Raw genomic sequence first — 13,766 nt, forward strand, 5'->3', positions numbered from 1 at the left:
GGCGGCCGGTTCAGGTTCCGGCGGGGGCAGCATGTAGCTTTCCGGCAGGCTGTAGCCGAGATCGAAGGCCAGCGTGGCGGTGTCGCGCCCTTCCGTGGCGCGATGGACCAGCAGTTGCAGCTCGAAGGGCTTCGTCACGTTGAAATCGGCGCCCCCGGGGACGACGAACAGCGCGATCTCGCGCAGGCGGGGCGCGCCCTGGGCTGCCAGAGTGGGCAAGCGGGTATGGTTGCGGTCCTGGAAACGCAGGCCCTGCCCGTCCTGCAGCAACTCGACCCGGTCGAAGACCCCGCCCCGGACATAGCCCGAGCCTTTCCACGAATAGGCCCCGTCGCCCGCGACCAGCAACGCGGACTGTCCCGGTTCCAAGCGTTGGGCCAGCCGGTCATAGCCCTGCTGGCCCAGCAGGCTGATCCCGATCGAGGGCACCGACACCGGCGCCACGTAAAGCTGGATGAAGGTGTCTTCCGGGTTCTGGGTCTCGGGACGCCCGGCCGCCAGCGGCTCGCCCGCTTCGGCAAAGGCCTGGCTGACCTCGCCCACGGTCATCACCAGCGAACGCACGGTGCCGTCGCCCACCAGCGTTTCCCAGTCCGCCGCGGCGGTGGCGGCGGGATCAAGCTCGCGCTGCACCTCGGGGGCAAGTTCCGCCGGGTCCACGCCGCCCAGCCGCCCCGAGCGGATCAGCCGCACGGCGGATCGCACCACGCTGTCGCCCATCACCAGCACGGTGACGGTCGCCCCCGCGACGATGTCCACCTGCGGCGGCCGGTCCTCGCCCGCGGCGACCCGCCCCAGGTCGGCGCCGATCAGGCCATTGACGGCCTCCAGCACCCGTTCCTCGGGGATGCCGATGAGAACGATCGGCTCGTGATGCTCGATCATGCTGAGGCCGCGCACAACGCCCGCCGGGTCGATGCCCACGAGGATGTGGATCGGCTTGCCCGAATAGCCGGTCGAAGGGGTGAAATCACTGGCGAGATAGGCATAGCCCAGCGTCTCGGCCCCGCGCATCACCGGCACGATGGCCGGATCGCCCTGCGGCGGGCCGTAGCTTTCCGCCCCGGCGAAAAGATCGGCGGCGGGGGTTTTCGCCAGCGCCTCGTCCAGCGTCAGCGCCTGCGCGGCCGAGGCGAAGCCCAGGCCGGCCAGCGCGAAAATCAGGACGCGCATCAGGCAGAGAAAGGCGGCAGGAAAGGGCATCGCAGGCTCCGGCCAAGGGCTTGGCTTGGGCAAACGTCTGGGCTTATCAGCCCGGCAGGACGTTGCGCTGGGTCAAAGTTCAGGCCGGAAGGCCCGCTTTCTCGCCCCTCCATCCTGCGCAGCCGCTGCCCGCCTTGCAATACCCAAGGTTGCGCGGCGGGCCTTGCAGGGTTTTCCGGGAACATCGCCCGCCCTCATCCGTTGGGACAGGGACCGCCGCGACGACGCGGCCCGACGGAAAGGAAAAGCCGATGGCGAACGCAAGCAACAAGAAATTCGGCGCAGGCCAGCAGGACCAGGGCAAGGGCGACGGCTCGGGCGGCATGAGCCCGGTCGAACCCGACGCGCCGCTGCCGACCGAGGTGCTGTCGAACCGCGACACCTCGCGCCATTCCGACCAGCGCGGGCTCGATTCCCGCCATGTCAAGAACGAGCAGGGGCACGAGCATGTGGCCGCGCAATCCCCCGAGGACGCCGACCGCGAGAAGCTTGCGGATGAGCGTCCCGAAGGGCGGCCGCAGCCCGCGGACCGCGGCACCGAGACGTAAGGCAAGGGAGACCGGCAGATGAGCAGCAGCAAGCACCCCAAGACCACCGAGCCCTCGGACGCCGACCTCAAGCGCGATCCGGGCATCGGCAGCTCCAAGGGCGCTACCGGCGCGGACCGCGAGCTTGAGGGCGATAACACCTTCGAGGGAGACGTGATGAACGACACCACGCCCGAGGGCGGCATCGACCCCGACCAGCGGGGGCGCGAGAACAAGTAGCCGCCAACCGAAAGGAGACCGCGATGAGCGCCGACAAGACCCAGCAGGGCGACAAGACCCACCAGCAGCAGCGCCAGATCATCGAAGGGCGCGTGGACACCAGCAATGCGGACAAGGATTTCGATCCCCGCCCTTATCTGAACGCCTCGAAGGAGGTGCGCGACCGCATTACCGAAACCGACCTGCCCCGCAACCCGACGCCCTTGGCCAGCGACGATGGCGATCCGGCAGTGCGGGGCGAGAACCAGGAGCGCCACAACAAGCGCGGCGGCCAGCCCGAGGACCAGAAGCAGGAAAACGGCTGAACCCGGCGGGCGGCCCGGTCAGGAAAGCCGTCAGGCTGACTGGCGAGGCCTGCCCCATGCGACAGGGAAGCCGTCGCGAGGATCGCTTCAACTGCAGGACGCCTCAACGGCTGACCCGGTGAGCGATCCTTGGCGCACCGATGGTCCGCCCATGAGGAAGGGGCCGCCCGGCTGACGACGGGGCCGGCTGATGGCCGACGCTTGGCCCTTGCGCCCCGTAGGCTGCTGCAAGGGCCTTGTTCCAGACGCAGGACGCCTCAGCGCTGCGCTTCATCAGGGATCAATCCCAAAGCCGCGGCTGCATTGCCCCCTTGCCGCAAGGGCTGATGCAGCGGGCTGACCTTAAGCCCTGCCTGCGCGGCTATCGCGCAGCGCCGATTGCAGCGCGCGGAAGGTGCGGTAGCGGGCATCGTGCAGGGTCGCGGCTTGCGCATCGGGGCGGTATTCTTCCGCAGGCTGCGACATGGCCGCCATCGCCTCGGGCACCGTCGCGAAATGGCCTGCGGCCACCGCGCCGATGATGGCCGAGCCCAGCAGCACCGGCTCGGCCGCCATGCTGGAGAGAACCGGCTTGCCCGAGCCGTCCGCCAATAGCTGGCGCACGAGGTCAAGCTGTCCCGCCCCGCCCGAGATGACGACGCGATCCACCGAGGTCCCGGCCTTGTCCTGCGTCTCGATGATCTGGCGCAGCCCATAGGCGATGCCGCAGAGCCCCGCGACATACAGCGCAATCAGGCTGTCCACGTCCCGCTCCATCCCCAGCCCGGCGATGATCGCGCGGGCATGGGGGTCGGCAAAGGGGGCGCGGTTGCCGAGGAACTCGGGGACGACATGCAGGCCCTCGGCCAGCGTCACGGCGGCGGAAAGGTCGCCTGCCTTGCGCGCAGCCTGTTCGGCCAGCCAGACCGGCAGCGGCTGGCCCGCGGCATTGGCTTCGGCTGCGGCCTGAGGCGCGGCCGGGTGGAAGGCGAGAAGCTGCTCGATGGCGGCGCCGGCGGCGGACTGGCCGCCCTCGTTCAGCCACATGCCCGGCACCATCGCCTGATAGTAGGGTCCCCAGACGCCGGGGACGAAGACCGGCTCGCGCGTCGTCGTCATGGTGCAGGACGACGTGCCGAAGACATAGGCGAGGTTGCTTTCGGGGCTGCCCTGCATCCCCACGGTCCCGATCCCTCCCGCATGGGCGTCGATCAGCCCCGCGCCGACTGGAATTCCCGCCCGCAGGCCCAGATCGGCCGCCGCTGCCTCGGTCAGCCCCGACCCCAGCGGCGTTCCCGGCGCGACGATCCTCTGGCCGATGCGGGCAAAGCCGTCCTCGGCCAGATCCTCCAGCCCGATGCTGCGGAAGTAGTCCGGGTCCCAGCGATCCTCGTGGGCGAGATAGGTCCACTTGCAGGTGACGGTGCAGCTGGATCGCGCAAGGTCACCCGTCGCCCGCCAGCCAAGGTAATCGGCAAGGTCGAAGAACTGCCATGCCTGTGCGTAGCTCTCGGGCAGGTTCTCGCGCAGCCACAGCAGCTTCGGCGTCTCCATCTCGGGCGAGATCACGTCGCCCACATAGCGCAGCACGGGATGGCCGAGGGCGTTGATCCGCTCGGCCTGACCCACGGCGCGGTGGTCCATCCAGACGATGATGTTGCGCGCCGCGTCGCCCGAGGCGCTGACACTCAGCGGCTGCCCGCCCTGCCCCAGCACGACCAGCGAACAGGTCGCGTCGAAGCCGATCCCCGCGACCTGCGCCGGGTCGATCCCCGTCACAGCCTCGTGCGTCGCGGCGCAGACGGCGGCCCAGATGTCCTCGCTCGACTGCTCGGCGATGTCGGCGCCCTCGCGCCACATCGTGATGTCACGCTTCGCGCTGGCGACCATCGTGCCTGCGGCATCGAACAGCCCCGCGCGGGCGCTGCCGGTGCCGACATCGACGCCCAGGAAGAAGCTGGCCATGGTGGACTCCCCCGTCACAGGTCGACGCTGTTGGGCAGGATGACGAGGTCGCGGATCACCACGCCCCGTGGCCGGGTCAGCATGAACAGCACCGCCTCGGCCACCTCCTTAGGCTGCATCAGCGAGCCGTTGGCCAGCGCTTCCTCCATCTTGGCCTTGGGCCAGTCGTCCAGCAGGGCGGTCACGACCGGGCCGGGCAGCACCGCGCCCATGCGGATGCCGTGGGGCGCCACCTGCCGCCGCGTCGCGTGCAGGAAGGCCTGCACCGCGAACTTCGAGGCGGTGTAGATCGGCTCCCACACCACCGGGACGACGCCCGCGACCGAGGAGGTGAAGATCACGTCGCCGGTCCTCCGCTCGATCATGCCGGGCAGGACCGCGCGGACGCTGCGGAAGGCCGCATTGATGTTGAGGTTCAGCATCCGGTCCCAGGCGTCCGGGTCGCCTTCGGCCGCCGCGCCGCCGATATAGGCCCCCGCATTGGCGTGGAAGATGTCCACGGGGCCGGCCAGTTCCTCAATCCCTGCGGCGATGCCGTCCACCTGCGGGCCGTCCAGCAGGTCCACGACCAGCGGATGCGCGCGGGGACCAAGTTCGCGGCACAGCGCGTCCAGCCGGTCGGCGGCGCGGTCGATCAGCACGACCTCAGCGCCCTCGGCCAGCATGGTGCGGGCGCATTCCAGCCCGATCCCGGACGCGGCACCGGTGACGGCCGCGACCTTGCCTGACAGTTGCTCAGCCATGATCCATCCTTCTCAAGCGCGGCCGTGGCTCGCGCGCGATTGCCGCGCCAGCGAGTCGACGATCACCGCAATCGCCAGAACCGCGCCGGTGATCATGTAGCGCAGCGAGGAGCTGAGGTTCAGCAGCGTCAGCCCGTTCGAGATCGACTGGATCACGATGATCCCCAGCAGCGCCGACCAGGCCGAGCCGCGCCCGCCGAAAAGCGACGTCCCCCCGATCACCGCCGCCGCGATGGCGTTGAGGTTCACGTCCCCTGTCCCCGCCTGCTGGCTGGAGGACGCCAGCCGCGAGGCCGCGAGGATGCCGCCCAGCGCGGCCAGCGACGAGCACAGCATGAAGGCCGAGATGCGGATGCGGTTCACGTTGATGCCGGACCGGCGCGCGGCCTCGCGGTTGCCGCCGACCGCGAACATGGCGCGGCCCCATTTCGTGCGGGTCAGCGCGTAGTTCATGATCACGACCAGCAGCACGAACAGTCCGAACATCCACGGAATGCCGCGGCCTTGGTTGAGGTAGTGGACCGCACCCAGCAGCACGACGGTCAGGATGCCCGCTTGCGCCAGCAGCACGGACAGCCCGCCGGGGTTCGACAGGTTGACCGCGCGGCGCCGCCGCATCCGGTCAAGGCCCAGCCACAGGATCACCGCCCCGGGCACCACCGCCAGAAGATAGCTGAACCATGCGGGCATAACGTGGATCTGGCCGAAGCGCACCAGCGGCGAGGCGTAAGGAAGGTTGATCGAGCCGGTCGAGCCCAGCAGGTAAAGCTGCAGCCCCAGCATCGCCAACAGGCCCGACAGGGTGGACACGAAGCTGGGCATCCCGAAGCGGTTGAGCAGCGTCGCATAGACAAAGCCCATGAAGGCGCCCGAGGCCAACGCCACCAGGATCGCCAGCGCGACCGGCAGTCCCATCTTGACCCAGATGACGCCGAGGATGGCGGAGGCCAGCCCGCTCATGGACCCGACGGACAGGTCGATCTCGCCCAGCATCAGCACGCAGACGACCCCCAGCGAGATGCAGCCCACCGCCGCCGCGTCGAACAGAAGGTTCGCAAGGTTGTTCGGCGCAAGGAACACGGGGTTCAGCGACCAGAAGACTGTCCCGATCAGGATCAGGCCGAGGATGACCGGCAGCACCCCGAGGTCGCCCGAACGGACGCGGTCGATGAAGCCCCGGATGGCGCCGCCGATGCCCTCGTCATGGCGGACCCGGCTGTCGGATCGGTCCAGCGCCCCTTGTGGCTCGGTCATGTCAGGCCCCCGTTTCTTCAAGCTTGCGCGCCTGCCGGCGCGAGACGGCGTTCTCGGTGGCCCCCGTGATGGCCGAGACCAGCTCGGCGTTCGAGGACTCGGCCGTGAAGATGCCGTTGTTGCGCCCCAGCCGCAGGACGACGATGCGGTCGGCGACCGCGCGCACGTCCTCCATGTTGTGGGAAATCAGGATGACGCCGAGGCCGCGGTCGCGCACCCGCTCGATCAGGTTCAGCACCTCGGCGGTCTGCGCCACGCCCAGGGCGGCGGTCGGCTCGTCCAGCATGATGACCTTGGGGTCCAGCAGCAGCGAACGCGCGATGGCGACGGTCTGGCGCTGCCCGCCCGACAGCGAGGCCACCGGCTCGCGGACCGAGGGGATGCGGGCGGCAAGCTCGCGCAGCAGGGTCCAGGCGCGGACCTCCATCTGCACCTCGTCCAGCCGCCAGGGGGAAATCTCGTGGCCGAGGAACAGGTTGGAGACGACATCCAGGTTCTCGCAGAGCGACAGGTCCTGAAAGACGGTGGCGATGCCCATTTCCAGCGCCTTTCCGGGGCTGTCCAGCGTCACGGGCCTGCCCATGAACTCGACCGTGCCGGCGGTCGGCTGGTGGACGCCCGCCAGCACCTTGACCAGCGTGGACTTGCCCGCGCCGTTGTCGCCGACAAGGGCCACGACCTCGCCCGCGTGGATGTCCAGTTCGATGTCGGCCAGCGCCTGCACGGCGCCGAACTGCTTGGACACGCCGCGCAGCTTCAGGATCGGTTCGGCGGATCGGGGGCTTTCGGCCATCTGCGGTTCCTTTCGTGAAAGGCGCGCGCCGGGTGGACACGCGCCCTGGTCATCTTACTGCAGGATGCCCAGTTCACGGCAGGGATCCGCATATTCGGCGGTGCAGACTTCCTCGGGCGTCTGGATGCCCTTGTCGAAGATCTCGGCCTTGATGTTCTCGCGCGTGACTACCGCCGGGACGAACAGTTCGGACGGCGTGTCGTAAAGCGTGGTCTTCGCCTCGGGCGTCTCACCCTTCAGGAAGGTCACGACGATATTGGCGGCGGCCTTGGCAACGATCTCGGACGGCTTCGAGATGGTGTTGTACTGGTCGCCCGCGATGATGAGCTGCAAGGCCGCGATGGTCGCGTCATTGCCGGTGACGGGGGGCAGCGGATCGACGCCCCCGGCCTTCAGCGCGGCGATGGCGCCGCCCGCAGTGCCGTCGTTGGCGGCGACGATGCCCTTGATCTCGGCCCCGAAGCGGTTGATCTGGCCTGCGGTGAATTCCTGCGCCTTCGGCGGCGCCCAGTCCGGCGTGTCGTATTCCGCCAGCGTCTTGTAGGCCGAAGCGTCCAGCGCCGCGTCGATCCCGTCGCGGATCAGCCCCGCCGCCGCATCGGTGGGCGAGCCGTTGATCTGCAGCACGCCCGCACCGTCCGGCACGCCCGTGGCCTTCATGTGATCGACCAGCGACTGCGCGATGGCCTGCCCGATGCCCTTGTTGTCGAAGGACACGTAGTAATCCGCCGGCACGTCCGGGATCGGGCGGTCATAAGCGATGATCTTCACGCCCTGCGACTGCGCCATCTGCACCAGCCCCGCGGCAGCCGCCGAGTCCACCGGGTCCAGCACCACGATCTTCGCGCCCTGCGTGATGACCGAGTTGAACTGCTGCTGCTGCAGCGACACGTCACCGTTGGCATTCTGGTAGATCACCGTGCAATCAGGGCACAGTTCCGTCATCGCGGCCTGAAAGCCGGGGAAGTCATGCTCCTCGTAGCGGGTGGACGCCTGGTCGGGCATCAGGAAGGCGACCGTCGCCGTTTCCTGCGCCGCAGCCGCGCCGCCCAGCAGCGCCGCCACAAGGGCCGGGGCGATGGCAAGCGAAAGTTTCGACATCATGATCCGTCTCCTCCACATGTCGGGCGCCGCCTGTCCGTGATGCAGGCCGATGTTCGTGCGCCATCGATCCAGCGCGGTTGCTCAATCGATGTAGCTAAATTGCGTGACGCTGCTATCCTGTCAAGATTCCTCTAAGGGCAGGTTCACTGCGTCACTTCATCGGGCGGGGACATGGCCGACGACAACGAGACCACCGCCAGGCGGCCCACGATCTACGACATCGCGCGGATCGCGGGGACCAGCGCCAGCGCCGTCAGCGCGGTCCTGAACGGGACCTGGAAGAAGCGGCGGATCAGCGAAAGGCTGGCCGAGCGGATCAGCCGCATCGCCGCCGAGCAGGGCTATGCGCGGAACCTGCCCGCCAGCCTGCTGCGGCGGGACCGTTCGCGCGTCATCGGCATGATCATCCCGAAATACGACAACCGCTATTTCGGCGCGATCGCCGAACAGTTCGAGACGATGGCGCGGGAACGCGGCCTTTTTCCCGTCATCACCTGCACCCGGCGCGAGCCGGAACTGGAAATCGAGGCCGCCCGCGCCATGATGTCCTATCAGGCCGAATGGCTGGTGGTGACCGGCGCGACCGAGCCCGACCGGGTCGCCGAGCTTTGCGGCCCCACCGGCCTGCGGGCGATCAACCTCGACCTGCCGGGAAGGCGCGCGCCCTCGGTCGTGTCCGACAACTTCGGGGGCGCGCTGGACCTGACCCGGGTGATCCTGGCCCGGCTGCGGGCAGAGACCGGGGCGCAGGCGCCGCTTTATTTCATCGGCGGACGGGCGCAGGACAACAACACGCGCGAACGCCTGCGCGGCTTCATGGCGGCCCATGACGAGGCGGGCTTGCGGGTGCCCGACGGACACTGCCTGATGCGCGGCTATTCCGCCGACAAGACCCTTGCCGCGATGCAGGAACTGGGGCTTCCCGACGGCAGCGGCGTTTTCGTCAACTCGACCATCGCGCTTGAGGGCGTGGTCCGCTGGCTACACGGGCAGCCGGCCATGCCGCTGCTGAGATTCGGCTGCTTCGACTGGGACCCCTTCGCGGCCTTCCTGCCGCAGAACGTCGGCATGATGCAGCAGGACGTGGGCGCCATGCTGGCAAGGGTCTTCGACCTGATCGAATCCCCGCCGGAAGGCGCCCCACTGATTGAGATCCCCTGCCGCTTCCGCCCAAGGGCCTGAAGCGTGACGCGGGCGCAGGGGCACCTTGCCCCGCCCGGCTGTTGACGAAAAACCGCCTCGATCAATGCCTGTCAGGGCCGGGTGACCAAAACCCGCTTTCAGAACCTTTCCCGCCGCTTCGGGGGCATCCGCGCCATGGACGGGTTGTCGGCGCGCCTGCCCGAAGGCAGCTTCACCGCCCTGCCCGGACCCCCGGGCTGCGGGAAATTCACGCTCCTGTGGCTGATCGCGGGGCTTGAACGCCCCGGTGCCGGCAGCCTCTGGCTGGGCGGTGAACTGGCCGCCGGACCGCGCCGCTTTGTCGAACCCGAGGCCGGGGGATGGCATGGTCTTTCAATCCTGTGCGCTTTCATGACCGCCATCAACGAACTGGCGCTGTGGGCGCTGCTGTGGTTGGCGGGAAACGAAACCATCAGCGTCCAGATCTTCTCGCGGCAATACGAAGGCAACTCGACCGCGGCGGCGGCGCTGCCGGTCCTTGCGCTGGCCGCCGACTGCCTGGGCCACAGACTGCCGCCGGGCCTCCTGCCGTAGCAGGGGGCGCAGGACCGGCCGGGCTGAACCACGTCCGCAGCATGACGTCCTTTTGCTGCCTGTTCCGCGATCATGCTGCTGCCCGCATGGGCAGAAGGGCGCCATGCTGCGTTGCGGAATGAAACAACCGATCTGCATGGTTGACACCATCATGAGCGGGCTGAATAACTGAACCACTTTCAACATGGTTCGGATATTGGTTTGTCTCCATCCCGCAAAGCGAAACAGGTGAACCGCCCGGCCCTGCTGAAGGTGCAGGACCTCCGCGTGGATTTCGGCACCGGAACCGATGTCATCGCCGGTGTCGATCTTGCCGTCGCGCCGGGCGAGACACTGGCCATCGTCGGCGAATCCGGCAGCGGGAAAAGCGTGACCTCGCTGGCCATCATGGGCCTGCTTTCGGCCAAGGGCCTGAAGATCGAGGGCCGGGCCGAGTTCGACGGACAGGCGCTTGACCTGTCGCAACCGAAAAGCCTGGCCGGCATGCGTGGCGACCGCATGGCGATGATCTTCCAGGAACCGATGACCTCGCTGAACCCGGCCTTCCGCATCGGCGACCAGATCGCCGAGGCCGTTCTGTGCCACCGCGACGTCCCCGCGGCTGAGGCGAAGGCCCGGGCGCTGGACATCATGCGGAAGGTCGGGATCTCGGCCCCCGAACGGCGGATGCGGCAGTATCCGCACGAGCTGTCGGGGGGAATGCGCCAGCGGGTGATGATCGCCATGGCGCTGGTGAACGAACCCGCGCTGCTGATCGCGGACGAACCGACGACGGCGCTTGACGTGACGATCCAGGCGCAGATCCTCGACCTGATCGCGCGGCTGCAGCGGGACCGGGGGATGGCGGTGGTCTTCATCACCCATGACCTTGGCGTCGTGGCGCAGGTCGCCCATCGCGTGGCCGTCATGTATGCGGGGCGGATCGCGGAAACCGGCACGGTCGAGCAGGTCTTCAACGACCCGCAGCATCCCTATACCATCGGGCTTCTCGGCTCGATCCCCTCGCTGACCGGGCCGCGCACGCGGCTGGCCACGGTGCCGGGCACGGTGCCCTCGCCCGCCGAGATGCCGCAGGGCTGCCGCTTTTCGACCCGCTGCCCCTTCGCGCAGCCGAAATGCGCGGAACAGCCCGCCTTGCGCGAGATCACGGACGGCCACCACGCTGCCTGCCATTTCGCGCCGCTGGAACAAAGCTTCGGGGCCGCCGCATGAGCGACGTGATCCTTTCGGCCCGCGGCCTGACACGGCATTTCCAGGGCACCGGGTCGCTGTTCCGCAAGCCGCCACCGGTTCGCGCGGTGGACGGCGTGTCGCTGGACATCCGCCGGGGCGAGACCTTCGCCATCGTCGGCGAATCCGGGTCCGGCAAGTCCACCCTCGCGCGGCTTCTGGCGCGGCTGCTGGAACCGACGGCAGGCAGCGTCACCTTCGAGGGGCGCGAGATTGCGGGCCTGTCCGGCAAGGCGCTGAAGGACCTGCGCCGCGACGTGCAGTTCATCTTCCAGGACCCCTTCTCGTCCCTGAACCCGCGCGCCAGCGTCGGCACCCTGATCGGCGAGCCGCTGGAAACCCATTTCCCGCAGATGACCGCTGCCCAGCGGCGCGACCGCGTGGCCGAACTGCTGACCCAGGTCGGCCTGCGCCCCGAGCACATGGGCCGCTATCCGCACGAATTTTCCGGCGGCCAGCGCCAGCGGATCGGGATCGCCCGCGCGCTTGCCTCGCGGCCCACGCTGGTGATCGGGGACGAGCCGGTCAGCGCGCTGGACGTGTCGGTGCAGGCGCAGGTGGTGAACCTGCTGGCGGATTTGCGCGAGGCGCTGGGGCTGACGCTGATCGTCATTGCCCATGACCTCGCGGTGATCCGGCACATGTCGAACCGGGTGGCGGTGATGTATCTCGGCACGCTGGTCGAGGTCGGCGACACCGACGCCATGTTCGCCGAGCCGCGCCACCCTTATACCCGCGCGCTGCTGGCGGCGATCCCCGAACCCGTGCCCGGCCTGTCCCGCCCCGCCGAGGCGATCGGCGGCGAGATCCCCTCGCCCGCCGCGCCTCCGCCCGGCTGCCGCTTTCACACCCGCTGCCCCTATGTGCAGGACCGCTGCCGCGTCGATGTGCCGGAACTGCTGGACGACGCAGGCGACGGCCATCCGGTCGCCTGCCATTTCTGGCGCGAGATCGCGGCGAAGAACCCCTTTGCGCCGGCCGCCCCCCACGACGAGGACGGCCCCGCCGCCGAACGCATCGCCCTTTACCGCCTCGCCGTGGCGCGGGCCGAGACTGCAACGACAACAGGGGAATGAGAACATGACCACCAGAGTTTCGCTGATCGCGGCGCTTCTGCTGTCCACCACGGCCGCCGCCGGCGCGGCCGAACTGCGGATCGGGCTTGAGAACGACCCCGACACGCTGGACCCCGACCGCTCGCGCCTGTTCGTGGGGCGGATCGTCTTCACCGCCATGTGCGACAAGCTGGTGGACGTGAACGAGAAGCTGGAGCTTGTCCCGCAGCTTGCCACCGCCTGGACGCAGGCCGAGGACGGGCGGTCGATCACCTTCACCTTGCGCGAAGGCGTCAAGTTCCACGACGGCACCGATTTCAACGCCGAGGCCGTCAAGGCCAATATCGAGCGGTCCAAGACCCTTGAGGACAGCGTCCGCAAGTCGGAACTCGCATCCGTCGAATCGGTCGAGGTGATCTCGCCCACCGAGGTGCGGCTGAACCTTTCGGCGCCGGACGCGACCGTGATGGCGCAGCTTGCCGACCGCGCGGGGATGATGATGTCGCCCGCGGCCTTTGCGGAAGGCAAGGATTTCGCCAGCGCGCCCGCCTGTTCCGGCCCGTTCCGGTTCGTCAGCCGTGTGGCGCAGGACCGGATCGAGCTGGAACGCTTCGCCGATTACTGGGATGCGGATGCGGTCAGGCTGGACCGCGTGGTCTACCTGCCGATCCCGGATTCGACCGTGCGGCTGGCGAACCTGCAGTCGGGCGACCTGGACATGATCAACCAGCTGGCCGCGACCGACATCCCGGCCGTGCAGGGCAACGGCAACCTGCGGGTGGAACAGGTCACGGGCCTTGGCTACCAAGGCATCTACTTCAACATCGCCAATGGCGCCCAAGCCCAGAACCCGCTGGGACAGGACGCCCGCATCCGGCAGGCGCTGAACCTGTCGATCGACCGCAACGCGATCAGCCAGGTGGTCTTCCAAGGCGCCTTCCCGCCGGCGGGCCAGCCCTTCCCGCCGGACAGCCCTTATTACAACGAGGCCTTCGCCGCGCCCGAGCGTGACGTGGAACGGGCCAAGGCGCTGCTGGCCGAGGCCGGCGTGACCACGCCCCTCACGGTCGAGCTGCAGGTCGCGAACCGCCCGGAAAACCAGCAGATCGCCCAGATGATCCAGGCGATGGCGGCCGAGGCGGGCTTCAACATCAGCATCGTCGCCAAGGAATATGCCACGCTGGTCTCGGACGGGGCCGAGGGCAACTTCCAGTCCCATGCCAAGGGCTGGTCGGGCCGGATCGACCCGGACGGCAACCTGCACCAGTTTGTCACCACGGGCGCGGGCTTCAACGACGGGCATTATTCCAACCCCGAGGTGGACCGGCTGCTGAACGAGGCCCGCACCATCACCGACCCCGTGCAGCGCAAGGAACGCTATGACGCGGCGCAGGCCATCCTGCAGCAGGACCTGCCGGTGAGCTACCTCTACTACCAAGCGTGGCTTTATGGCGTGGATCAGGGCGTCGAGGGCTTCCAGCCCTATCCCGACGGGATGATCCGCCTGCAGAACGTGTCCGACGCGGACTGACCGCGCCCGTGATCCAAGGCGCGGCCTTCGGGCCGCGTCCACCCCCCTGATTGCCGGAGCCTTCGGCCCATGCTCAACCTTTTCCTGCGGCGCGTGCTGACCGCCATCCCGACGATCCTGC

14 protein-coding genes are annotated in these 13,766 nt (G+C 68.5%); 8 read left to right on the top strand and 6 right to left on the bottom strand.

Annotated features, from left to right (window positions below):
- On the bottom strand, positions 1-1,203 hold a 1,203-nt coding region (locus Q4F04_RS11760; RefSeq protein ID WP_303370013.1), incomplete at its 3' end, for an FMN-binding protein.
- A gap of 251 nt (positions 1,204-1,454) precedes the next feature.
- Between Q4F04_RS11760 and Q4F04_RS11765 the strand changes: the two genes are divergently transcribed.
- The 3 genes from Q4F04_RS11765 to Q4F04_RS11775 are packed head-to-tail and all read left to right on the top strand — an operon-like array spanning position 1,455 to position 2,275.
- The gene (locus Q4F04_RS11765) at positions 1,455-1,751 is read left to right on the top strand and encodes a hypothetical protein (RefSeq protein ID WP_303370014.1); all 297 of its coding nucleotides are present in this window, start codon (positions 1,455-1,457) and stop codon (positions 1,749-1,751) included.
- A gap of 18 nt (positions 1,752-1,769) precedes the next feature.
- The gene (locus Q4F04_RS11770) at positions 1,770-1,970 is read left to right on the top strand and encodes a hypothetical protein (RefSeq protein ID WP_303370015.1); all 201 of its coding nucleotides are present in this window, start codon (positions 1,770-1,772) and stop codon (positions 1,968-1,970) included.
- Between the two features lie 23 nt (positions 1,971-1,993).
- Complete coding sequence (locus Q4F04_RS11775) at positions 1,994-2,275, top strand: hypothetical protein (RefSeq protein ID WP_303370016.1); 282 nt, start codon at positions 1,994-1,996, stop codon at positions 2,273-2,275.
- Positions 2,276-2,617: 342 nt separating this feature from the next.
- Here Q4F04_RS11775 and Q4F04_RS11780 read toward each other — a convergent pair whose 3' ends face one another.
- The 5 genes from Q4F04_RS11780 to Q4F04_RS11800 are packed head-to-tail and all read right to left on the bottom strand — an operon-like array spanning position 2,618 to position 8,113.
- Positions 2,618-4,219, bottom strand: coding sequence for an FGGY-family carbohydrate kinase (locus Q4F04_RS11780; RefSeq protein WP_303370017.1), 1,602 nt, complete (start codon positions 4,217-4,219; stop codon positions 2,618-2,620).
- 14 nt (positions 4,220-4,233) lie between these two features.
- A complete protein-coding gene (locus tag Q4F04_RS11785; RefSeq protein WP_303370018.1) occupies positions 4,234-4,962 on the bottom strand; it encodes an SDR family oxidoreductase in 729 nt (242 codons plus the stop codon).
- Between the two features lie 12 nt (positions 4,963-4,974).
- On the bottom strand, positions 4,975-6,216 hold the full coding sequence (locus tag Q4F04_RS11790) for a sugar ABC transporter permease (protein ID WP_303370019.1): 1,242 nt from the start codon (positions 6,214-6,216) through the stop codon (positions 4,975-4,977).
- Position 6,217: 1 nt separating this feature from the next.
- On the bottom strand, positions 6,218-7,009 hold the full coding sequence (locus tag Q4F04_RS11795) for an ATP-binding cassette domain-containing protein (protein WP_303370020.1): 792 nt from the start codon (positions 7,007-7,009) through the stop codon (positions 6,218-6,220).
- Between the two features lie 54 nt (positions 7,010-7,063).
- Positions 7,064-8,113, bottom strand: coding sequence for a sugar ABC transporter substrate-binding protein (locus tag Q4F04_RS11800; RefSeq protein ID WP_303370021.1), 1,050 nt, complete (start codon positions 8,111-8,113; stop codon positions 7,064-7,066).
- A 171-nt stretch (positions 8,114-8,284) separates the two neighbouring features.
- On the opposite strand from Q4F04_RS11800, the gene Q4F04_RS11805 reads away from it, so the two are divergent.
- The 5 genes from Q4F04_RS11805 (at position 8,285) to Q4F04_RS11825 (ending at position 13,645) form a co-directional block, all read left to right on the top strand.
- Positions 8,285-9,295, top strand: coding sequence for a LacI family DNA-binding transcriptional regulator (locus tag Q4F04_RS11805; RefSeq protein ID WP_303370022.1), 1,011 nt, complete (start codon positions 8,285-8,287; stop codon positions 9,293-9,295).
- Between the two features lie 81 nt (positions 9,296-9,376).
- Positions 9,377-9,829 (top strand): ATP-binding cassette domain-containing protein, encoded by a 453-nt coding sequence (locus Q4F04_RS11810; protein ID WP_303370023.1) that lies wholly within the window; start codon positions 9,377-9,379, stop codon positions 9,827-9,829.
- Positions 9,830-10,057: 228 nt separating this feature from the next.
- Positions 10,058-11,041: an ABC transporter ATP-binding protein gene (locus Q4F04_RS11815; RefSeq protein WP_303370024.1), complete on the top strand. Its 984-nt coding sequence runs from the start codon at positions 10,058-10,060 to the stop codon at positions 11,039-11,041.
- On the top strand, positions 11,038-12,135 hold the full coding sequence (locus Q4F04_RS11820) for an ABC transporter ATP-binding protein (protein ID WP_303370025.1): 1,098 nt from the start codon (positions 11,038-11,040) through the stop codon (positions 12,133-12,135). The genes Q4F04_RS11815 and Q4F04_RS11820 overlap by 4 nt, the downstream gene beginning before the upstream one ends.
- A gap of 4 nt (positions 12,136-12,139) precedes the next feature.
- Positions 12,140-13,645, top strand: a complete 1,506-nt coding sequence (locus Q4F04_RS11825; RefSeq protein ID WP_303370026.1) for an ABC transporter substrate-binding protein — start codon at positions 12,140-12,142, stop codon at positions 13,643-13,645.
- Positions 13,646-13,766: the final 121 nt, after the last annotated feature.

The sequence above is a fragment of the Paracoccus sp. (in: a-proteobacteria) genome, assembly GCF_030536915.1.
Lineage (GTDB): Bacteria > Pseudomonadota > Alphaproteobacteria > Rhodobacterales > Rhodobacteraceae > Paracoccus.